Source organism: Rhodococcus sp. FH8 (assembly GCF_019266085.1).
GTDB lineage: Bacteria > Actinomycetota > Actinomycetes > Mycobacteriales > Mycobacteriaceae > Rhodococcus_F > Rhodococcus_F qingshengii.
Genome location: NZ_LPNQ01000080.1, coordinates 419,549 through 442,073 on the forward strand (window position 1 = coordinate 419,549; position 22,525 = coordinate 442,073).

7 protein-coding genes are annotated in these 22,525 nt (G+C 63.3%); 3 read left to right on the plus strand and 4 right to left on the minus strand.

Annotation, left to right across the window (positions count from 1 at the left end; all coding sequences use genetic code 11):
• Nucleotides 1-27 precede the first annotated feature (27 nt).
• Nucleotides 28-963: a methionyl-tRNA formyltransferase gene (locus ATN38_RS28690; RefSeq protein WP_007734348.1), complete on the minus strand. Its 936-nt coding sequence runs from the start codon at nt 961-963 to the stop codon at nt 28-30.
• A gap of 110 nt (nt 964-1,073) precedes the next feature.
• Here ATN38_RS28690 and ATN38_RS28695 point away from each other — a divergent pair, with 110 nt between their 5' ends.
• A complete protein-coding gene (locus ATN38_RS28695; protein WP_003945829.1) occupies nt 1,074-1,877 on the plus strand; it encodes an alpha/beta fold hydrolase in 804 nt (267 codons plus the stop codon).
• A 60-nt stretch (nt 1,878-1,937) separates the two neighbouring features.
• Here ATN38_RS28695 and ATN38_RS28700 read toward each other — a convergent pair whose 3' ends face one another.
• The 3 genes from ATN38_RS28700 to ATN38_RS28710 form a co-directional block, all read right to left on the minus strand.
• Nucleotides 1,938-2,207 (minus strand): metal-sensitive transcriptional regulator, encoded by a 270-nt coding sequence (locus tag ATN38_RS28700; protein ID WP_007734349.1) that lies wholly within the window; start codon nt 2,205-2,207, stop codon nt 1,938-1,940.
• A gap of 90 nt (nt 2,208-2,297) precedes the next feature.
• Nucleotides 2,298-2,708, minus strand: a complete 411-nt coding sequence (locus ATN38_RS28705; RefSeq protein WP_125050330.1) for a DUF302 domain-containing protein — start codon at nt 2,706-2,708, stop codon at nt 2,298-2,300.
• Nucleotides 2,709-2,811: 103 nt separating this feature from the next.
• A complete protein-coding gene (locus tag ATN38_RS28710) occupies nt 2,812-4,959 on the minus strand; it encodes an MMPL family transporter (RefSeq protein ID WP_128637857.1) in 2,148 nt (715 codons plus the stop codon).
• Between the two features lie 142 nt (nt 4,960-5,101).
• On the opposite strand from ATN38_RS28710, the gene ATN38_RS28715 reads away from it, so the two are divergent.
• The gene (locus ATN38_RS28715) at nt 5,102-5,686 is read left to right on the plus strand and encodes a bifunctional 2-polyprenyl-6-hydroxyphenol methylase/3-demethylubiquinol 3-O-methyltransferase UbiG (protein WP_003945672.1); all 585 of its coding nucleotides are present in this window, start codon (nt 5,102-5,104) and stop codon (nt 5,684-5,686) included.
• Between the two features lie 85 nt (nt 5,687-5,771).
• Nucleotides 5,772-22,481: a non-ribosomal peptide synthetase gene (locus ATN38_RS28720; RefSeq protein ID WP_218749161.1), complete on the plus strand. Its 16,710-nt coding sequence runs from the start codon at nt 5,772-5,774 to the stop codon at nt 22,479-22,481.
• Nucleotides 22,482-22,525: the final 44 nt, after the last annotated feature.

A 22,525-nucleotide genomic window follows, 5' to 3' on the forward strand; every position in this document is an offset into this window, starting at 1 on the left:
TTGTACTGAGGGGGTCTGATCCGGCGATCAGGTGAGGTACCCGCCGCCGTGGGGGAAGAACTCGGCGGCGGTGTACTCGCTGCCGTCGTCGAGTCGGACGCGCTCGATCCGCAGTCCCTTGTTCTTGCCCGACCACGCGTCGGGGCCCGCGACGATCACCATGCCGTCGTCTTCCTGGATGAACACTCGGCCGGGGGTTCCGCCGTAGTGCCCGCGTGAGACGGACGCCTTCAGGATGCGGATGCGCTGGCCCTTGAACTCGGCGAAAGCGTTGGGGTACGGATCGGACTGTGCCCGGACGAAACGCTCGATGACCTCGGCGGGCCAGGACCAGTCGACGTGGCTGTCCTGCGGTGCGCGCTTGTGGAAGAACGTGGCCTGCGATCGGTCCTGCGGCGTCCAGTCGGTACGGCCGGACGCGATCAGATCCAGGGCGTCGAGTGTGATGGGGCCGATCATGTCGATCGTGCGGTGGAACAGATCGGTGACGGTGTCGGTCGGGCCGACCGTCGTCGAACGCTGCAGCACGATGTCGCCCGCATCGAGTTCCTCGTCCATCAGGTGCGCCGTGAGCCCGACTTCTTCTTCGCCGTTGATCAGAGCCCAGATGAGCGGGGAGAATCCCGTGTACTTGGGCAGCAGCGAATCGTGGATGTTGAGGGTGCCGTACTTGGGTGCGTCGAAGACCTCCGCAGGCAACCAGGTACGCCAGTTGTTGGCGACGATGATGTCGGGAGCTGCTTCGGCCAGCGCGGCTTTGAAGGCGTCGTCAGGCTTGTTCGCCACGTGAACGGGTACACCGTTCTCGGCCGCCAGATCTGCAACCGAGTCCGCCCACATCTGTTCGTAGACGTGTTCGCTCTTCGGGTGTGTGATTGCCAGCACGACCTCGTGATCGGAGTCGATCAAGGCCTGCAGGGTACGGTGGCCCCAGGTTTGGTATCCGAGCGTAGCGACTCTCAACGGGGGTCCTCCTGGACGAGCATGGGCTGGGGTTGCGGTCACACGACCGCCCATCAGCTTAGGCTATCCAACCAAAATTGTTGATCACACGTACGAGGAGGAAGGCTGACATGACGGTCGCCACAATCAACGGAATCCCCATCAATTACCAGGTCAAGGGTGATGGAGATCTGGTGGTGCTCATCATGGGGACCGGCAGCCCCGGCCGCGTCTGGGATCTGCACCAGACCCCGGCACTAGTGGCCGCCGGCTACCGAGTCTGCACCTTCGACAACCGCGGAATCGCACCGTCCGGCGAGAGCCTCGGCGGCATCACGATGCCCGACATGGTCGCAGACACCGCCGGACTGATCGAGCACCTCGGTGGCGGTCCGGCCCATGTCATCGGAACCTCGATGGGCGCCCGGGTGGCGCAGGAACTGACGCTCGCCAGGCCCGATCTGGTTCGCAAAGCAGTGTTCCTCGCCGGTCACGCCCGGATGGATCATTTCCAGCAGGTCCTGACCGAGGGTGAGCGCCAGTTGTTCGACAGTGGCGTCGCTCTGCCGGCCAAGTACCGTGCCGCAGTGACCGCGGTGATGAACCTTTCGCCGGCCACGCTGGCAGACGATCACTCGGCGCGCGACTGGATGGATATCTTCGAGTTCACCGGCGGCGCAACGTCACCGGGTGTTCGCGCACAGCTCGGTATGGACCGCGCCTTCGATCGACGGGGTGCGTACAAGTCGATCATGCGCCCGTGCCTGTCCGTCGCTTTCGCCGACGACCGCATGATCCCGCCCTACCTCTCCCGCGAGGTGGCGGACTGCATCGCGACGGCGTCGTACGAAGAGATTCCCGACGCCGGGCACTACGGCTACCTCGAGCGTCCGGAGGCCGTGAACAAGGTGCTGATCGACTTCCTGGCGAAGTAGTTCTTTCGCACGCGAGAAAGGGCCTGACCTGCTAACTGCAGGTCAGGCCCTTCTCATGTTTCAGGCCAGTGCCAGGAACAGCTTCTCGAGTTCGGCCTCGGTCATCGGTTCCTGACCTTCCGCGCTGTCACCGCTCAGGCATTCACGCAGCCCGGAAGCGACGATCTTGAACCCTGCTCGGTCCAGCGCCTTGGACACGGCGGCGAGTTGCGTGACGACGTCCTTGCAGTCGCGGCCGTTCTCGATCATCGAGATGACCCCGGCAAGTTGGCCGTGGGCACGACGCAGTCTGTTCAATACGAGCGCAATGCTCTCTTCGTCGCCGGTCATGGTGGCCCCTTCTCGAGTGTTCGTGCTGCGGTCAAGGGTACCCCTGGGGGCATGTCACTGCTTGATTCAGTGTTTGATCCGACTGCGGTGTCAGATCAGCGAGTCGACGGCCGCGCGCAACTTGACGGCTGCGTCGGCTGCCACGGACTCGAGGCCGGGTTCGCCGGAAAGATGAACCATGAGAGCAGGGTTCATCGCTTCGACGAAGAACGAATTCTCGGTAGTCGTATCTTCGCGGACGACGACGTTGCACGGCAGCAGGAGGCCGATCTGACGATCCACCGAAACTGCCCGATGGGCCAACGGCGGGTTACAGGCACCCAGGATCAGGTACTTTTCCATGTCCTCGTCCAGCTTCGCCTTGAGTGTTGCCTGCATGTCGATCTCGGTCAGGATGCCGAAGCCCTGCTCGGCGAGAGCGCCACGCGTGCGGGTGACGACGTCGTCGAAGGTTCCGGTGACCTTGGTTGCGATCGCTATCGGTTCTGTGGGTGTTGTCATTGCGCACTCCTCGTCGTGGGCTGTCACTGTCGCCGGCTTTGATTTCTCTTGTCCCCATTATACCCCTGGGGGTATCAGTAGGACAGTGATGTCGGGTACACGATCAGCCATGCGAGAAGCTGATGTTCGGCAGGACGCGACGCAGCCATGCCGGCGCCCACCAGGCTGCCCGGCCGGTGAGGCGTAGGAGAACGGGCAGCAGTACCAAGCGGACGAGCACTGCGTCCAGGAGGACAGCTACGCCGAGAATGATGCCCATTTCCTTGGGTGGCAAGGGATCTGCGAGCGCAAAAGTGAAGAAGACCGCAACCATCACCGCTGCTGCCGCCGCAATGACCCGACCTGAATGCGCGAGGCCGTCGATGTGTGCGATCGCGGGGTCGCCTGTGCGTTCGTAGTGCTCCTTGGCACTCGAAAGCAGGAACACGGTGTAGTCCATCGCGATCGCAAAGATCATGGCGAAGAAGAAGACCGGACCCCACCCGTTGAGGAAACCCTGGGGGGTGAAGCCGAGTAGGCCTGCTCCGTGACCGTCCTGGAAGATCAGCTTCGCGATTCCGAATGCGGCCCCAGTGGACAGCAGGCTGACCAGCGTGCCGATCAAGGCGATCAAAGGCGCCTGGAGGGCGATCAGCAGCAACAGGAATCCGAGCGTCAGAATCACGACCACGACGATGGGAAGGTAGTCGTCGAGTGCCTGCTGAAGGTCGAGATTTTCGGCCGGAGCGCCGCCGACGAGCGCCGATTCCGGCAGTTGCGACCGAAGGTCGGCGAGGATGGTTTCCATCGCAGGATCTGACGGGTCGACGGTGGGAACTGCTTGCAGCATAACAAGATCGGACCCGTCGGCAGCTTGTTGCGCTGGGGTGACCATGGCCACGCCGTCAACGCTCATGGTAAGACGTGAGGTGTCGGCTGCATCGTCGGCGGACGTGACGATCTGCAACATCCCCGGGGCGCCGTCCCCGAATTGCTGCTGCACCAGTTCATAGCCCTGGCGAACCGGGGCGTCCTCGGGAACCACGGCGATGGAGGGCATTGCCACCTTCAGTCCGAAGACCGGAACAACGAGTGCGATCAGGATGAGTAAGGCGCCGAAGCCGAATGGCCACGGGTGCTTGTGCAGCAATGATGCCCAACCTGCGAACATCGGGGAGCGGTGCTGCTGGCGCTTTGCATACGGTAGAGAACCGCCGTTGACCTTCGCGCCGATCCTGCCGAGCACGGCAGGCAACAGGGTGAGTGTTGCGGCGAGAACGAAGATCACAGCGAGCATGATTCCGACAGCCATCGTGCGTACGGCCGGGGCTGGAACGATGAGAACCGCAGACAAACTGACCAGAACTGTGAGGCCGGAAAGGACCACAGCCTTGCCGGCGGTGTCCATGGTTTGAGCCACGGCGGCCCTTGGATCCGGATCGGCTCGCAATGCATCCCGGAACCTGGCGACGAGGAAGAGTGCGTAGTCGATGCCCAGCGCGAGAGCGAACATCATCGCGAAGTTCATGGCCCACACGGAAATCGGCGTGATCTCGTTGAGGATTACAAGCCCACCCGCCGAAGCGACCAGGCCCGCAAGCGTCAGCAGTAGTGGTAGACCCGCGGCAACCAGGGAGCCGAAGGCCAACACCATGATCGCGAGAGTGACGGGCCACGACATCATTTCGGCTTTGATCATGGCTTCGTGATTGGCCTTGTTGAAATCGCTCCACAACGCCGACGCACCCGTCGGGTACACCTCGATCGTGTCGGTGGACAAGCCCGTGAGCTTCTTGCCGAGTTCGTCTACCGCGCTGACCATCTCGTCGGTACTCGCGTTGGCGCCCGCGACCATGATGCCGGTATGTCCGTCCGGGCTGATGGTCATACCGGGCTGCGGGGCGATCACTTCGCCGAAGCGAGGGTCCGCGGAAAAGATTTCCGTTGCCGCGGCCAGGGTTTGCTGCATCGACGGATCCGTGATGGGTAGAGAATCCGAGTGAACGACCACCTGTACTGCGGCGGAGGAATTTCCACCGAAATGCTGCTCGGCCAACTCGCGAACTTGCACGGATTCGGATCCGTTTGCCTGCCAACCCGCGCCGGCCAGAGAGGTGAACACGCTGGGTGCTGCGGCGCCGAGTGCGATCAACGCGATCAACCAGACGCCGACGACGAGGCGGGTGTGAGTCGCCATCGATCGACCGAGACGCGCAAGTATGCCGTCGGCTCGGGTGGGTGGGTCCGCGGTGACTGTTCTGGTCGCTGACATCTTCACTCCTGATACGGGTGGGGGTATTCCTGTCCGTCACTGTATACCCCCAGGGGTATCGATCTGTCACATTCGAGGGTTCTCTATGCTGCTGGGGGCACCGTCCGATCTGAAACGGTGAAACGGATATGGGAGAGCAATCATGGACGCACGCGACTGGGACGAGCGATACCGAGCGGTGACGGAGCCATGGGGAGTCGACCCGGCGGGAACCGTCGCAACAAGAATTTCCGATCTGAGACCGGGCACCGCGATCGATCTGGCCTGCGGCGACGGCCGTCACGCGCGGTGGATGGCTGGGCAAGGTTGGTCGGTGACTGCGGTCGACTACTCGTCGGTGGCGATCGATCTGGCACGGGCGAGTGACGGGGACAAGGCTGTCGACTGGCAGGTCGGCGACGCGACCGAGTGGCAGCCGGAAGGGCTGGTCGACCTGGTGTTGGTCAGCTTTCTTCACCTCGAGGTCGACCATCTGGCCGCAACCTTGAAGCGCGTCGGGGAGTGGCTGACGCCCGGCGGACGGGTCCTCTATTTGGGGCATTCCATCGAGAACTTCCATCGTGGTGTGGGTGGTCCACCCGAACCGACCATTCTGCCCGGTATTTCCGATCTCGCTCGCGCTGCGGAGGGATCGAGGGTCTATGCCCTCGAACATGTCGTTCGGCCGCAAGACGGTAAGACAGCAATTGACGTTTTGCTCGAATTCGGTCCGTGGGAACAGGTCTGACCAGGGCGGGAGCGCACCTTCACGTTCCTGGGTAGCCTACCCTAAACTTGCGAGGGTGTTCGTCGTTCGATGAGCATGAACGACGATGATCGGATTCTTGATGTCTGACCACTCTCAGGTAGCTCACCCGGCGGTATCGGGCGGTGCCGATCTGGACGCAGCGCTCCCGGCGACGGCCGCTCAGCGTGAGGTGTGGGTTGCTCAGAACGTGGATCCGAGCAGTCCGGTCTACAACATCGGACTTGTCGTCGAGGTCGACGGCACGATCGACGTCGAGCGCGCGGCAGCGTCGATCGAGGCCAGCGTCGGACGCGTCGAAGCGCTGTTCGTGCACTTCGAGGTCGATGCCGACAACCAGCTGATCCAGGTGCCGATTCCGGATGCGCGCTGGGACGTGGAAATTCTCGACCTTCGGGCCGAGGCGGATCCCGATTCGACTGCGCAGTCGTGGATGGACACCGACATGGCTCGGGTCTTCGGTCCGGACGATCTGCTGTTCCGCCAGGTGCTTCTGCTGACCGCTGACGACCGAGTCATCTGGTATCAGCGCTATCACCACAGCGTGATCGACGGGTACGGCATCTCGCTCATCGTCGCCGACGTCGCCGAGCGATACGACGATCCGAATCTCGGGACTGCCGCGCCGCAGTGGTCACTCGACGCCGTGGTTGCAGCCGATCTGGATTACCGGAACTCTCCGCGATTCCAGACCGACCGTCAGTACTGGGTCGAACGCGTTGAATCGGGACCGGAAGCGACGCGTATTCTGCATGGGCAGGTGGATGATTCGCTGCCGCCGATCTCGGCGATACTCACGCTCGACGCTGATCGCGCGGCACAGCTCTACCGCTATGCGGCCGACGCCGGGATTCGACGAACTCGTCTCCCCATGGCCGTGCTGATCGCGTACATCGCACGAACCACGGGACAGCACGACGTTGTCGTCTCGGTACCGATGGCCGCTCGGGTGGGGCGCGACATGCGTCGCACTCCTTCGATGGCGTCGACGATTTTGCCGCTGAGTATTCGGGTAGAACGCTCGGAAACCATCGGCCAGTTGGCAACTCGTCTCGACACCGCCCTGGTCTCGATTCTCAAGCACGGGCGGTACCGAGGTGAGGATCTCGCTCGCGACATTCGGGCGATCGATCCCGACCGTCAGGTCTTCGGCCCCGGCATCAACTCGATGATGTTCGAACACACACTCACCTTCGGCGGATGCCCGGTGCGCGTGCGTAATTCGGTAACCGGTCGAGTCAGTGACCTGGATCTGAGTGTGCGCGGTGGTCAGGACGGGGAACCGATCGAGATCGACGTCCGCGCCCCGGCCGGATTCGACAGGGAGTTGGCCGATCACACCGCCAGAATCGAACAGTTCCTCGATCGATTCGTAGCAGAGCCGCAGCTTCCGATCTCGGCACTCGACCCCATGTCGCTCGCGGAGAGAGAACTCGTGCTCCACGGGTGGAACGACACCGCAGAGCCGCAGCCCGTCACGACGGTGCCGGATTTGTTGCGCAGCAGCTTCTCTGTCGATCGGAGCGTTGTCGCCGTGGTCGACGGGGACGTCCGGCTGACGTACGGCGAACTCGAAAGTCGGGTATCACAGCTCGCCGCGCACTTGATCTCTCGCGGTGTCGCGACCGAAACCGTTGTGGCGATCGGGCTTCCGAGATCCGCCGAGATGGTGGTGGGGTTGTTGGCCGTCATGTGTGCCGGTGGTGCCTTCGTGCCCCTGGATCCGTCATGGCCTGCCGAACGCCGCGAATCGGTACTTGCCGACGCGGGCGCCACACTGGTGCTCACCTCGGACGGTGTAGACGACTCCGTTCCGGTCGATCTCTCCGCGTGGGCGTACGAGGACGGGCCCTCGGACCTGTCCGAGACGATGACCTCCGACATTCGTAGTCACGGTGCCCAACTCGCATACGTCATCTTCACGTCCGGTTCGACCGGACGTCCGAAGGGCGCCATGATCCGCCACGAGGCAATCTGCGCAAGGTTGCTGTGGCAGCGGGAGCGGATTCTCGGGTTCGGGTCCGGCGATGCCTCCTTGTTCAAAGCCCCACTCTCGTTCGACATCTCGATCAACGAGATCCTGCTCCCGCTCGTCTCCGGCGGTCGATTGGTGATCGCGAAGCCCGAGGGGGAACGCGACCCGCAATACCTGCTCGACCTGATCGCCGGAGAATCGGTCACTTTCGTCTACCTGGTCTCGTCGATGCTCGACATCCTTCTGGATCTGGCGAACGGGACCGATCAGCTCGATTCGTTGAAGCACGTGTGGTGCGGCGGTGAGGTTCTCACGCCTGAACTCTTCGATCGGTTCCGCGATCAACTGTCCACGACGCTGTATCACGGCTACGGCCCGGCCGAAGCGACCATCGGTGTCTCCCATGTGATCTACCGCGAGGACGCGGAACGAATCGCCACATCCATCGGTCGCCCGAACCCCAACACTCGTCTGTACGTGTTGGACGGCGACTTGCAGCCGGTTCCGATCGGCACCGGCGGCGAACTCTACGCCGCGGGCTTCCTGCTGGGACGCGGATACGTGGGTGCTTCGGCACTGACCGCATCTCGTTTTGTCGCGGATCCCTTCGTCTCAGGTGATCTGGCCGGATCCCGCATGTATCGCACCGGTGACTTGGCCAGATGGACCGCCGACGGCACCCTCGACTTCCTCGGACGCACGGACAATCAGGTGAAGATCCGCGGCATGCGCCTGGAACTCGAGGATGTCGAAGCCGCCGTGATTTCGCACCCCGCAGTGCGTCACGTGGCAGTTCTGGTGCGCCAAGCACCAACAGGTGCAAAGTATCTCGCCGCCTACGTGAGCGCAGCGTCGGGGACGAACCTCGCGATCGACTCACGTGAGCTTCGCGAGTGGGCTGCGAGCAAGCTGCCCGACTACATGGTCCCGACCACCGTCACCGTCCTCGACAAGTTTCCGCTCACGGCAAACGGCAAACTCGACCGTCGCGCGCTACCCGAGCCCGATCTCGCCGAACTGAGTGCACATGTCGCTGCGAGAAACGAAGTCGAACAACAGTTCTGCACGTTGATTGCGTCGGCAGTCGGCCTCGATTCGGTCGGCGTTACCGACGACTTCTTTGCACTGGGCGGCGACAGCATCGTCGCGATCTCACTCGTGACCGCGGCTCGTGCTGCCGGTTTGTCGATCAGTCCTCGCGAGGTGTTCCAACTGCGCACCGCCGAGGCTATGGCGCGTGCCCAGTCCTCCCGAGTGGCTGAGATCGTCGACCACGCGGACCAACCGATCGGCCACGTAGCCACGACGCCGATTGCCGCCAAGGTTCTCGGAGTGTCGGACGCAGTACGAACCTTCCACCAGCGTGCGCTGATTCAGACCCCGTCAGCTTTGACCTCCGAGCACGCCGAGTCGGCGCTCGACGCCCTGGTGGCGCGCCACGATGCACTTCGTGGGACGTTGACTTCCGAAGGAACGCTGCTTGTTCCGGAGACAAACGAAGCGGCTGTGGTCTTCGAGACCCGTGCACTACCGGCACCGCTCGAAGAATGCGGACCGTTGATCGTCGCCGAGACCGAGCGAGCTGTCGGCCGTCTGAATCCAGCCGACGGCACGATGGTCAGCGCTGTTCTGTTCCGCCCTGTGACCGGTCCCGGACGGCTGTTGCTGGTCATCCACCACGCGGTGGTCGACGGCGTCTCGTGGCGCATCATCCTCGAGGACCTCGCGCGCGCCGGCATCGCAGCGATGAATGGCGACGAACCCGCACTCGCTCCGGTCGGCACGTCGGTGCGAAGGTACGCCGAACTCGTCTCGGAGGCGGTCGGAGCCGGGCGACTGGACTCGGAAATCGAGTTCTGGGACTCGGTGACGTCCGCACAACGGGCATCTCTCGGCCGTCGGGCACTCGACCCGGCAGTTGACCTCGCGCGCACCGCTGCGGCGCGGTCGATCACCCTACCTCCAGAACTTGCAGATCAGCTGTTGGGCAGTGTCCCACGGGCGTTCGGAGCCGATGTGAGCGAAGTGCTGGTCACCGCACTTGCCGTGGCGCTGACCCGTTGGAGCGGTGCCGGATCGGTGACGATCGATCTGGAGGGGCACGGACGCGACGAGGACATCGTTCGCGGTGACGGCGATGCGCACGTCGACCTGACTCGTACCGTCGGATGGTTCACCACAGTGTTTCCGGTGGCGCTCGAGATCGGCACAGCCGCTCCCGATCTCGACGCGAGCGGCGAGTTGGCGGGGGTTCTCAAGAGCGTCAAGGAGCAACTTCGACGGGTCCCGAACGCCGGCTTCGGGTACGGAGCATTGCGATACCTCGGCGGCTCGGATCAGTTGCGTAGTTTCGCAGCGCCGGAGGTGGTGCTCAACTATCTGGGACGCACTGCCGCAGCGGAGGGGGACTGGTTCCCGGTGTCGATGGACGGTGCTGCCGATCCGTCCATGCCGATGGGTCACGCGTTGTCTGTCGACGTCGTAGCCGAGGACGCCGCCGGTGGACCACGCCTGCGAGCCACCCTGACCTGGGCGTCGAACATCTTCCTGCGTAGCGATATCGACAAGTTTGCGCGGTTGTGGCTGGACTCGCTCGAGGCCGTGTCCGGGCTCGCAGCCTTCGGCGGAGCCACACCCTCGGACTACCCTCTGGTGGCGCTCGCTCAGGCAGACGTGGACGGGTTACCGAAGGCTGAAGAGATTCTCCCACTCACTCCGCTGCAGGAAGGGATCTACTTCCATTCGGCGTTTGCCGATCCGGGGGCCGATCAGTATGTCGTGCAACAGGTTGTGGAACTGACCGGAGCCGTGGACAGTGCGGCGCTGCACCGCGCGCTGCAATCCGTCGTCGATCGGCATGAGGCGCTGCGCACCGGATTCTCGGTCCTGGGTGACGGCCGGGTCGTGCAGGTGGTGCACCCGAGCGCTGTCGTGGAGATGGCGGTAGTCGAGGTGGCCGGCGCCGATGTCGATGAACTGCTTTCCGCCGACCGCGCGCGCGGGTTCGACCTGGCGCAACCGCCGCTCGTCCGTTACACGCTTGTCCGTGCCTCTTCGGAGAAGTACCTTCTGCTGCAGTCGATTCACCATGCGGTCGCAGACGGATGGTCGGTTCCGGTGATGCTGCGGGAGCTGATGGCGTCGTACAGCGTTGGCGACTCCGGCGCGGTGCTCCCGACTCCGGCGCCGTACCGCAGCTATCTCGAATGGTTGGCCCGCCACGATCACGAGGCCTCGGCAGCGGTGTGGAGAGAAGCGCTGAACTCTCCCGGGCCCGCGGTCGAACTTCCCGCGCCGAGCGCGGGCAGCAGCGGCGTCTGTGCCACCCGAGTCGAGCTGTCCGACAGTGATACTCGCGCACTGGCGATCAACGGACGCTCCCATGGCCTGACGCTGAGTACGCTCGTGCACGGCGCCTGGGGGCTGGTGCTCGGCCGAATGACCGGCCGAACAGACGTGCTGTTCGGATCGACCGTATCGGGACGCGGTGGAGACCTGCCCGGCATCGAGTCCATGGTGGGCTTGTTCATCAACACCGTGCCGGCTCGGTTGCGGTTCGATCCGGCAGAGACAGCCGCGCAAGCGCTTTCCCGTTGGCAGAGGGAACAATCGGAACTACTCGACCATCAGTACCTGGGGTTACCCGAACTGCGACGGACCGGCGGACTGGAGCAGGACTTCGAATCACTCGTCGTGTTCGAGAACTATCCACTCGGTGACACGGCAATCGCTGATCCGACGAACTCGGTGCGACTGACGGGAATTCGATTCGACGAGCGACCGGCCTACCCGCTGACCCTGATCGTCGTCCCCGGCGATCGATTGGCGTTGGAGCTCAAGTACGACGCTGCTCAGGTGGACGGCGATGCCGCTGCGTCGCTGGCCGAAACTCTCGCAGTCGTACTCACCGAGCTCTCGCGCGATCTCGATCAGGTCATCGGCCGGATCGCGCTGGCACCTGCACAGCCGGGAAGCGTCGGCACGGCCTTGGATCGGCCGCGCGCAACGCTGACCGAGCTGCTGAAGGATCAAGCCGGGCGTACGCCCGAAGCCACCGCAGTGATCTTCCGTGAAGAGTCGTTGACCTACGCCGAACTTCACTCTCGCGCTGATCGTTTTGCGCATCTGCTGCGCGAACGTGGCGTCGGACGCGAATCGTTGGTAGCGGTTGCCTTGCCTCGCTCTCTTGATCTGATAGTCGCGATACTCGGCATCGGAAAGGCCGGGGGAGCATACGTTCCCCTCGACACCGGCTACCCGGCGGAGCGGCTGACGTACATGCTGGGTGACGCCGATCCTGTGTGCGTCGTGGTGTCGGAAGACTCTTCACTCGATTCGGGTTCGGTTCCGCGGGTGACGGTATCGGAGTCGGCGCAGTTCCCCGCCGATCCGCTGAGTGTCCCAGGAACGCCCGCGGATGCCGCGTACATGATCTACACTTCGGGTTCGACCGGTCGCCCCAAAGGCGTTGTGGTCAACCACGAGGGTGTGGTCAACCGATTGCTCTGGGCACAGCAGATACGTCCGATGGACGTCTCCGACCGGATGCTGCAGAAGACCCCGTCGAGTTTCGACGTCTCCGTTCCCGAATTCTTCTGGCCGTTCCTGGCGGGGGCAACTCTCGTGATGGCCGAGCCGGACGGGCACAAGGACCCTGGCTATCTGGCCGACGTCATCGTCGAACATTCCGTGACCCGCGTGCATTTTGTTCCGTCGATGCTCGACGTGTTTCTCGCGGAGCCGAAAGCAGCACTGTGCTCTTCGCTCGAGATCGTCAACTGCAGCGGTGAGGCACTGCCCGTTCACGTTGCACGCAAGGTCGCCGAGATCCTGCCGAATACTCTGGTGGACAACCTCTACGGCCCCACCGAGGCCGCCGTCGACGTCAGTTGGCAGCCGTCGGTGCAGGAAACTCCGGCAGACGCCGTCAGCGTCCCGATCGGCGCACCTGCCGCCAACACCGGCCTGTTGGTTCTCGATCCCTACCTGCAGAACGTCCCGGCCGGTGCCACCGGTGAGCTCTATCTGGCAGGGCCACAACTGGCGCGTGGTTACCACGGACGTGGGGGATTGACCTCCGAACGATTCGTGGCGAATCCGTACAGCGACGGCGGCTCGCGGATGTACCGGACCGGTGACATCGTGCGGTGGAATGCCGACGGCGTTCTCGAGTACCTCGGCCGTGCCGACGAGCAGGTGAAGGTTCGTGGATTCCGAATCGAACTCGGCGAAATCGACGCGCAATTGGCGCTGTGCCCCGGAGTCACGGCAAGTGCCGTGATCGTCCGAACCGACGGTCCGAGCAACCGCGCACAGGTGGTCGCCTACCTGGTCGGAGATGCTGATGATGTTGCGGTTCGAGCTCAGTTGTTGTCAGTGCTACCGGAGTTCATGGTGCCAAGTGCCTTCGTGCGGCTCGAGTCGCTGCCGCTGAGCCCGAGTGGCAAGCTCGACCGAAAAGCACTACCTGCACCGGATTTTGCGGCACAGGTGGGCGACTTGACGGGAGTGGTTTCCTCGGGCGTTGCAGACCTCCTCGCCGGGCATTTCGCGACGGTTCTCGGACTGCCTCGAGTCGGGGTGCGCGATGACTTCTTCACTCTCGGCGGCGACAGTATCCTGGCGATCCGACTGGTCAACCTGGCTCGTCGTGATTCGGTAGTGCTGACCCCGCGTCAGATCTTCGAATTGCGCACTCCCGCTGCGATCGCTGCAGCGGTGGGTGATGTCGCCACCTCGGATGCCACCGTCACGGCCGACATCGGCGTGGGTGAGCTGGTTCCGCTGCCGGTGGTTCACCGCTTGTCCGAATGGACGGGTGGTACCGACCGCTTCAACCAGGCAGTTCTGATCCACTCTCCGGCAACATCTCTCGGTTCGATCACCGGCGCATTGCAGGCCGTGCTCGATCACCACGACGGACTTCGCCAAACCTTGATCCGACATGACCGCGGGATGTGGTCGGCGCGGATCGAGGAACCCGGTAGTGTCCGGGCAGCGAACCTGGTCGAACGCGTTGATGCTCGGGGACTGGATGACGCCGAGTTGCGAAGACTCGTCACTGAGCACTCTGAAACTGCGACCAGTCGATTGGATCCGTCTGCAGGGCGGATGGTCTCGGTGGTCTGGTTCGATTGCGGCGCTGAGAGTCTGGGCAGACTCGCGATAGTCGCGCACCACCTGGTCGTGGACGGGGTTTCCTGGGGAACCCTGCTCGAGGATCTCGCGATGGCCTGGGTGGCAGTCGAAGCCGGAGAGCCCGCCGCACTGGATGCCGTCGGAACTTCGCTGCGTACCTTCTCCCGTACGGTGGCCGAACACGCATACAGTGCTCATCGATTCGCCGAACTCGATCACTGGCTGACCGTGACCGCTCCGGGCGCGCAGTTGATCCCCGACGCCGCGGGCGATGCCGTCGTTTCCGGAGGCTCGAGGCGCACGGTCACGGTGGACGGAGCAATCTCCGAGGCAGCACTTGGATCGGTTGCGGCAATGGTGGGTGCCGAGGGAACGGATGTTCTGTTGGCAGCGCTGACGATGTCGGTCGATCGCTGGCGTCGCTCCACCGGCCGCAGTGAGCACGAACTGCTGGTCGATCTGGAAAGGCACGGCCGCGAGGAGTTGGTGGCGGGCATCGATCTGTCGCGAACAGTCGGCTGGTTCACCACGATTGCCCCGATGCGGCTGCACGGCGGAATCGACCCGGTGGACACGCTACGCGAGGTGAAGGAGAGCCTGCGGGCGGCTCCGGACGGCGGTATCGGCTACGGGATGCTGCGATACGTGAATGCCCGCACGGCATCGACATTGTCGGGGCGCTCCGAATCTCAGATCCTGTTCAACTATCTCGGACGTACGACGACAGCTGGATCGACAGCATGGTCCTTGGCAGCGGAATCCGAAGCCTTGTCCACCGATCCCGACGCAGACATGGGAGGCCCGTACCGGCTGATCGTGAATGTCGTCAGCGAGGATTCGGGGCTCCGCGCCGACTTTGCCTGGGCAAGTGAAGATTTGTCCGAGGAGGATGCGCAGTCACTCTCCGACGGCTGGGTTTCGGCGCTCGGCGATCTGGCGGCTGCGGCCGCGCGTCACGCCGGGTCTCCCATTCTGACCCCGTCCGATGTGACGTTGCTCGACCTGAGTCAGACCGAGATCGACGCGATAGCCGATGCGAGTCCGGCAGGTGTCAGCAGCATCCTCCCACTCTCACCGTTGCAGGAAGGCCTGTACTTCCAAGCCGGCTACGCGGGCAGCAGCGACAGCAGCAGTGGTGGGGACATCTACACGGCACAGTTCTCGATGGACTTCGGGCACACCCTCGATGTCGACAGGTTGGCTGCGGCCGCCCGGACACTTCAACGACGAAATCCCACGTTGCGAGCGGGTTTCGTGAGCGAAGGGCTGAACGAGCCGGTGCAGTTCTTCAGCGCTGGACTCGATGTTCCGGTCGTCGTCCACGATCTCCGTGAACTCGACGACTCGGTTGCTCGTGAGCGTGCCGAGGCCGTCGCCGCCCAAGACCGAGTGACGCCATTCGACCTGACCGCGCCGCCGCTGTGGCGTATGAGTGTGCTGCATCTGCCCGGCGGCCAGGATCGTCTGGTGATCAACAGGCAGTTCCTGCTGTGGGACGGCTGGTCCAACGGCCTTGTCGTCAGTCAGCTTCTGGCGCTTTACGATACCGGCGGCGACGACAGCGCATTCGGCGAACCCGAGGGGTCGTTCGAGACATACCTCGCCTGGTTGGCCGATCGCGACGGTGCAGCCGCCGACGAGGGGTGGCGCGGAGCGCTCGCAGGACTCGAGGAGCCGACGCTTGTTGCCGAGCCTGCGCCCGGCGTCGAAGTTCAGCTTCCGGATCGCCGCGATGCGGTTCTGTCGGAAACGCTTTCGCGTGCGTTGCGTGAGCGCGCTGCCGCGTCCGGCGTCACGTTCAACACGGTACTGAATGCAGCGCTGGCTCTCGTGCTGGCGTCGGCCACCGGTCGACAGGACGTCGTCTTCGGCTCCACGGTTGCCGGACGGCCGCCGGAGGTACCGGGAATCGACACCGTGGTGGGCATGTTCCTCAACACCGTTCCCGTTCGGCTGCAACTGGATCCGAACGAGAGCGTCGAGGAACTTCTTCGTCGGACACAGGCGGATCGACTTTCGCTGATGCCGTTCGACTACCTCGGTTTGGCATCGATCCAGCGTGTTTCCGAGCATCGTCAACTCTTCGACGTGCTGATGGTCCTGCAGAACTTCGTGGACGAGAAGCAAGTCCACGCGCTCAACGCCGCTCACGACGTGAGTGGAAGCGACAGTATCGATCACACGCACTATCCGCTGACCGTCGTGGTCACACCGGGTGCCACCGTCAACGTCAAGTTCGAGTTCCATCCGCGTCTGGTGACCGCGCGCCGGGCCGAGGACCTACTGGGTCACTTCGTCGACCTGCTGCAGAGTTGGTCGCAGGACATGACGGGATCGGTTGTTGCGTCTCCGGTTCCCGCAGTAGCGCAGCAGACGCAGATCCGGGAGTTGCCGGAGCGCACCATTGCCGACCTGTTCGAAGAAGTCGCGTCGGCGCAACCGAACGACACGGCACTCGTGTTCGGGAAGCGCCGGATGACCTACGCCGATCTCGACGGCGAGATCAACCGGATGGCGCGGTTGCTGATCAATTGCGGCGCCGGCCCGGAAAAGATTGTCGCTCTTGGCCTACCACGTTCGGTGGACATGGTCGTCGCGCTCTTCGCGGTATTGCGCACGGGTGCTGCCTACCTACCCCTCGAACTCGACCATCCGGCCGAACGGTTGGCCGTGATGATCGACGACGCGGATCCTGTCGTGTTGCTGACAACCGTTTCGGCCTCAGGGAGGTTCGAAGGTGCCGACGTCCGCACTATCGTGATCGACGAACCCGATACAGCAGCAAGGAGACTGACGATCTCGGCGCGGGCGCTCTCCGCGTCGGAACTCGGAGCATTCGCTCCGGGGGCACCGCATCGACTCGACCACCCCGCGTACGTCATCTACACCTCCGGTTCGACCGGCAAGCCCAAGGGCGTGGTCACCGGTTACCGTGGCTTGACGAACATGCAGTTCAACCACCGCGAGGCGATTTTCGAACCCGTGATCGCCGCGGCGGGCCGGCGCCTGCGGATCGCGCACACCGTGTCCTTCGCCTTCGACATGTCGTGGGAGGAACTTCTGTGGCTCGTGGAAGGCCACGAGGTGCACATTTGCGACGAGGATCTGCGTCGTGATGCCGAGGCACTCGTTGCATACTGCGACGCACTGGACATCGACGTCGTCAACGTGACACCGACCTACGCGACGCACCTGATCGACAGCGGGCTTCTCGACGACGGTGTGGGACACCACCGCCCGCCGTTGGTCCTGCTCGGCGGTGAAGCCGTTCCGGATTCGGTGTGGAACAGGCTGCGCGACACCGAGGGAACCGTGGGGTACAACCTCTACGGTCCGACGGAATACACGATCAACACGCTCGGTGGCGGAACGTTCGACAGTGACACCCCGACCGTCGGCAAACCGATCTGGAACACCGCCGCGCATATTCTCGACGGCTGGCTGCGTCCGGTCCCCGATGGAGTTGCCGGCGAACTGTACATTGCCGGAGCCGGTTTGGCTCGCGGCTACCTCGGACGCTTCGCGCTCACGTCCGAGCGCTTCGTCGCAGATCCGGCTGGGACCGGAGAACGTATGTACCGCACCGGGGATCTCGTGCGGCGACGCGGTGACGGCAACCTGGACTTCCTCGGCCGCACCGACGATCAGGTGAAGATCAGAGGTCACCGCATCGAGCCGAGCGAAATCGTCTCCGTTCTCGAATCCGACGAACATGTGCGGCAAGCGGCAGTGGTGGTCGACGTCGGGGCAGGTGGAGTCAAGAGGCTCGTCGGCTACGTGACGCCCGTGCGACTCGGCGCCGGGCACGACTACCGCGCGCAGGCGCGAGTTCTCCTACCCGACTACATGGTTCCGGCCGTGGTGATCGAGGTGGAGACGCTACCGATGACCGTCAACGGCAAGCTCGACGTCAAGGCACTGCCCACCGCTGATTCGGTGCTGGGGGAGCGGAGTGGGGAGTCGATCGCACCGCGTAACCACACGGAAGAGGTCCTCTGCGACCTCTTCTCCGACGTACTCGATGTGGGCGATATCGGGGTCGACGACAACTTCTTCGACCTCGGTGGGCACTCGCTTCTGGCCACCAAGCTGATCAGTCGAGCTCGGATCGCCATTCCGAACAGTCTGACCATGCGTGATCTCTTCGAAGCGCCGACCGTCGCGGAACTCGCGGAACGTATTGCGGCCGAGCAGGGATCGACGCGACCGGTACTGGTAGCGAAGCCGCGGCCGGACCACCTTCCTCTTTCTGCCGCTCAACAGCGATTGTGGCTGATCGGACAGATGGAGGAGAACTCCGCGGCCTACAATTTCCCGATCGTGCTCCGTTTGGACGGCGCACTGGACGCGGACGTCTTCGCCGCGGCGCTCGGCGACGTCGTGGAACGACACGAATCCCTGCGTACGGTGTTCCGGTTGGTGGACGGATCGCCGGAGCAGATAATTCTCGAATCGGCGACGATTCCGGTCGAGACAGTTCATCGAGACGAATCCGGTGTCGCCGGTGAAATTGCCGTGGCAGTGGGTCGTCCGTTCGACCTGTCTGACGAGATTCCGATCCGCGCACGTCTGATCCGGGTGGACGGTGCCGAGGTGGACGGTGCCGTAGTGGTCGTGATCGTCCTGCATCACATCACGACGGACGAATGGTCCGATCGGCCATTCCTGCGCGATCTGATGTCTGCATACTCCTCTCGGATCCAGGGCGAAGATCCAATTTTCGAACCGCTTCCGGTTCAGTACGCGGATTACACTCTGTGGCAACGGGAATTGTTGGGCAGCCCCGACGATCCGTCGAGCATCCTGAGCACGCAGTTGGACTTCTGGGCGAAGAGTTTGGACGGAGCCCCCGAAGAACTGCTGCTTCCCGCCGACCGGAGTCGACCGGCCAGACCGAGTTTCTCCGGTGGTGCAGTGGTGACACGGTTGGGCGTGGAGACAACTGCTGCACTGCGAGATCTGGCGCGCGAGAGCCAGAGTTCGATGTTCATGGTTCTGCACGCGGCGTCGGCGGCGTTGCTGACTGCGCTCGGAGCGGGTGAGGACCTTCCCCTCGGCGCTCCCGTCGCCGGACGTAGTGAGCAGGGACTCGACGAACTGGTCGGCTTCTTCGTCAATACGATTGTGCTGCGCACGGATACGTCGGGTAACCCGACGTTCCGGGAGTTGGTGGATCGCGTTCGCGAGGGAGATCTCGAGGCCTTCGCCAACGCTGACGTTCCCTTCGAAACGGTGGTGGAGCGCCTCAATCCGTCGCGTACTTTGGCACGTAATCCGCTGTTCCAGGTCATGGTCGGCTATCACAGCCGGGAGGAGATGGGAGGGGATCCGTTCGAACTCGAGGAGTACACAGCCAAGTTCGATCTGGTGTTCAACTTCACCGAGTACCTCGGCGACGAAGGCTGCATCGACGTCCGACTCGAATACGGCAGCGACCTCTTCGATCGCGAAACAGCACAGCGGATTTCGAACCGATTGGAATCGGTGATCGCGGCAGTCGTGGAATCGGCCGACATCGAGATCGGCGACATCGACATCTTCTTGCCAGGCGAACTCGAGCAAGTTGTCACCTCGTTCAACGACACCGCCGTCGACGTGCCGGAAGAGACGTTCTACGACGCTTTCGCGCGTGGAGTCGTTGCTACGCCCGAGGCGATTGCGGTGCGCGACGAGGCGGGGCAGGCCACGTACCGCGAACTCTCCGAGCAGTGTGATCGGATCGCCGGCGTGCTGTATCGCCGCGGAGTGTCGGTCGAAGACGTGGTGGGGCTTGCCGTCCCGCGCTCGGTGGAAATGGTCGCGTCGGTCCTCGCCGTGCTCAAGCTGGGGGCCGCGTATCTACCCCTGGATTTGAGTCACCCGAGCGAACGCATCGCATACATGCTCACCGATTCCCGCGCCTCGGTACTTCTGTCCACTGCGGAGGAAAGCTCGCGGATCGAGGATGTGGTCGGCGTCGAGCGAATCCTCCTGGACGATCCGCTGATCCGTGCGGAACTGGACGAGGCAGTGATCGTCGAAACTCCCCGGCCACCAGTTGGCGTCAGCCACGCTGCCTATGTCATCTACACCTCGGGATCGACCGGCAAGCCGAAGGGAGCCGTCCTCTCCCATGACGGTATTCCGAGTCTTGTTGCCACAGCCGAGGTTCGGATGCGACTGGTACCGGGTTCGGTGGTGATGCAGTTCGCTTCGGTCGGCTTCGACGTCGCGGTATTCGAGCTGGCGATGGCACTGTGCACGAGCAGCACCCTGGTGATCGTGCCGCAGAATGCACGAGTTGCCGGTCCGGCGCTGACCGATTTCATGACGAGCAATCGTGTCACCCACGCGATCATCCCTCCCTCGTTGCTGGCCGCTCTGCCGGCAGGATGTGAAGTGCCGCAGGGCTGCACCGTGTTGGTCGGAACCGAGACGGTGCCACCGGAGCTGATCGGGCGATGGGCGGAGCGGCTGAATTTGCTTGCCGCGTACGGACTCACCGAAGCCACGGTGAACAACACACTGTGGCAGGCGGAACCCGGTTGGAACGGTCCCGTGCCCATCGGAATCCCTGACCCCAACGAACAGGCGTACGTGCTCGACGATCAACTCCGTCCGGTTCCGCCGGGAGTATCCGGCGAGCTGTACATCGCGGGACGAGGCCTGGCGAGAGGCTATCTGGGCCGATTCGATCTGACGGCGCAGAGATTCATCGCCGATCCCTTCACCGCGGGCGATCGCATGTATCGCACCGGGGACCGCGCGCGGTGGCGCACTGACGGGAACATCGACTTCCTCGGCCGCGTCGACGATCAGGTCAAGATCCGCGGTTTCCGAATCGAGTTGGGCGAAATCATCGGAGCTCTCAGTGCCCATCCTTCGGTGAAGCAGGCAACGGTCGTCGCGGATCGGCAGGGCGAAATCACGCGCCTGGTCGGTTACGTGTCACCGGAACCCGGTGTCGTCGTCGACACGACGGCAGTGCGGAACCTCGCGGCACTGTCGTTGCCCGACTACATGGTTCCGACCATGGTTGTCGCCCTTGACGGTCCGCTGCCGTTGACGCCCAACGGAAAGCTCGACCGCAAGTCGTTGCCCACTCCGGACTGGTCGGAGCTGGCGGGTGATGTTGCTCCTCGCACGGCAGTGGAGTCCACGGTTGCGGCTGCGTTCGCGGAAATCCTGCAGCTACCGAGCGTCGGAGTCCACGACAGTTTCTTCGAACTCGGCGGCCATTCGATGGCTTCGATGAAACTGGTCGGTCGCATTCGGGAAGCGTTCGGCGTGGACGTCAGTATTCGAGACGTATTCGACGCGCCGAGTGTTGCGGAGTTGGCGGCCGTCGTCGCGCGTTCGGAAGGTGGGCGTCCGATCCTGGCGCCGGCGGTGAAACGTCCCGAGACGATGGGTCTGTCTGCGCCGCAACGTCGTCAATGGGAGTTGTTCCGCGTGTCCGGCGCACAACCGCAAGCAAGCCACGCTCTGGCGCTGACCCTGAAATCGAAGATCGATCCGGAGATTCTCGGGCACGCCTTGGACGATGTGACTTCGCGGCACGAACCCCTGCGGACCACCTTCGTCGAGGTCGACGGCATCGTCGTGGCAAGAGAATCGGTGCGACCGACTGTCGATGTGGTCGATGTCGGCGCCGGCGATGTGGGTCGAGTGGTGTTCGAACTGGCTCAACTTCCGATGGATCTGCGTGAGCAATCACCGTTGCGGGTTCATCTGGTGCTCGGTGAAGACGGTTCTCGGACACTGCTTCTCGTCATGCATTACATCGCCGTCGACGAGTGGTCCGTAGTGCCGCTGCTGGGAGATCTGGTCTCTGCTTATGCAGCCCGGTCGCAGGGAGATCAACCGGTTTGGGACGAGCTTGCATTGACGTACGCCGATTACACCGTGTGGTCGGACGAGCTGTTGGGAGACCCCCGAGACGTCGACAGCCGTGCGTCGAAGCAACTTGCATATTGGCGGGATGCGCTCGACGGAATACCGACCAGTGTGAATCTTCCGTTGCCGGAAGGTGACTCGGAGCCTCGAGGTGACGTGATCGCCGTCGACATCGACGCGGGTCTGCACGCCGGAATCGACGCGCTGGCTGCGCGCACCGGCACGAGCATGTTCATGGTCCTGCAGGCCGCATTGGCCAGCGTTCTCACGAAGGCCGGCGCGGGTACTGATCTTCCCATCGGTTCACTGGTTGCGGGCAGGTCGGATCCCCGTCTCGAACCGATGATCGGATCCTTCTTCAATGTTGTTCTCCTGCGCACGGATACGTCCGGTAGTCCGACGTTTGCAGAATTGCTGGCTCGCATCCGGGAAAACAATCTGGAAGCGCTGAGCAATCAGGACGTCTCATATGTGTATGTCGAGCAGGCACTGGGTAATCCGGCGTCCATGAGGCCTCAGGTGATGGTGATCCATCATCAACAGGCCGATTTGGACGGGCTCGGCGACTTCGGTTCTCTCGTACCGATTCCGGTGGGAGTGCCCCATGCGGATGTGACGTTGAGTTTTTACGAGCCGGTGGGCGATGGGCCTGTCTTTGCAACTCTCGGGTTCCGTGCCGACCGCGTCGATGCGGGTGCAGTCCGCGTATGGGCAGGTCAGTTGGTCGACGTGATCGAGGCTGCAGTCGCCGCCGAAGGGGATGACGCGAGCGAGGGGGCGAAACTATGACATACGTCGCATCGCTCCGTGGGGTCGACCGCTATACGGGGGCT

Bases quoted from the DNA above. Each gene is read 5' to 3' on its own strand.
- ATN38_RS28705 (WP_125050330.1), bottom strand. From the start codon at position 2,708: ATGACAACACCCACAGAACCGATAGCGATCGCAACCAAGGTCACCGGA.
- ATN38_RS28715 (WP_003945672.1), top strand. From the start codon at position 5,102: ATGGACGCACGCGACTGGGACGAGCGATACCGAGCGGTGACGGAGCCA.
- ATN38_RS28720 (WP_218749161.1), top strand. From the start codon at position 5,772: ATGATCGGATTCTTGATGTCTGACCACTCTCAGGTAGCTCACCCGGCG.
- ATN38_RS28695 (WP_003945829.1), top strand. From the start codon at position 1,074: ATGACGGTCGCCACAATCAACGGAATCCCCATCAATTACCAGGTCAAG.
- ATN38_RS28710 (WP_128637857.1), bottom strand. From the start codon at position 4,959: ATGTCAGCGACCAGAACAGTCACCGCGGACCCACCCACCCGAGCCGAC.
- ATN38_RS28700 (WP_007734349.1), bottom strand. From the start codon at position 2,207: ATGACCGGCGACGAAGAGAGCATTGCGCTCGTATTGAACAGACTGCGT.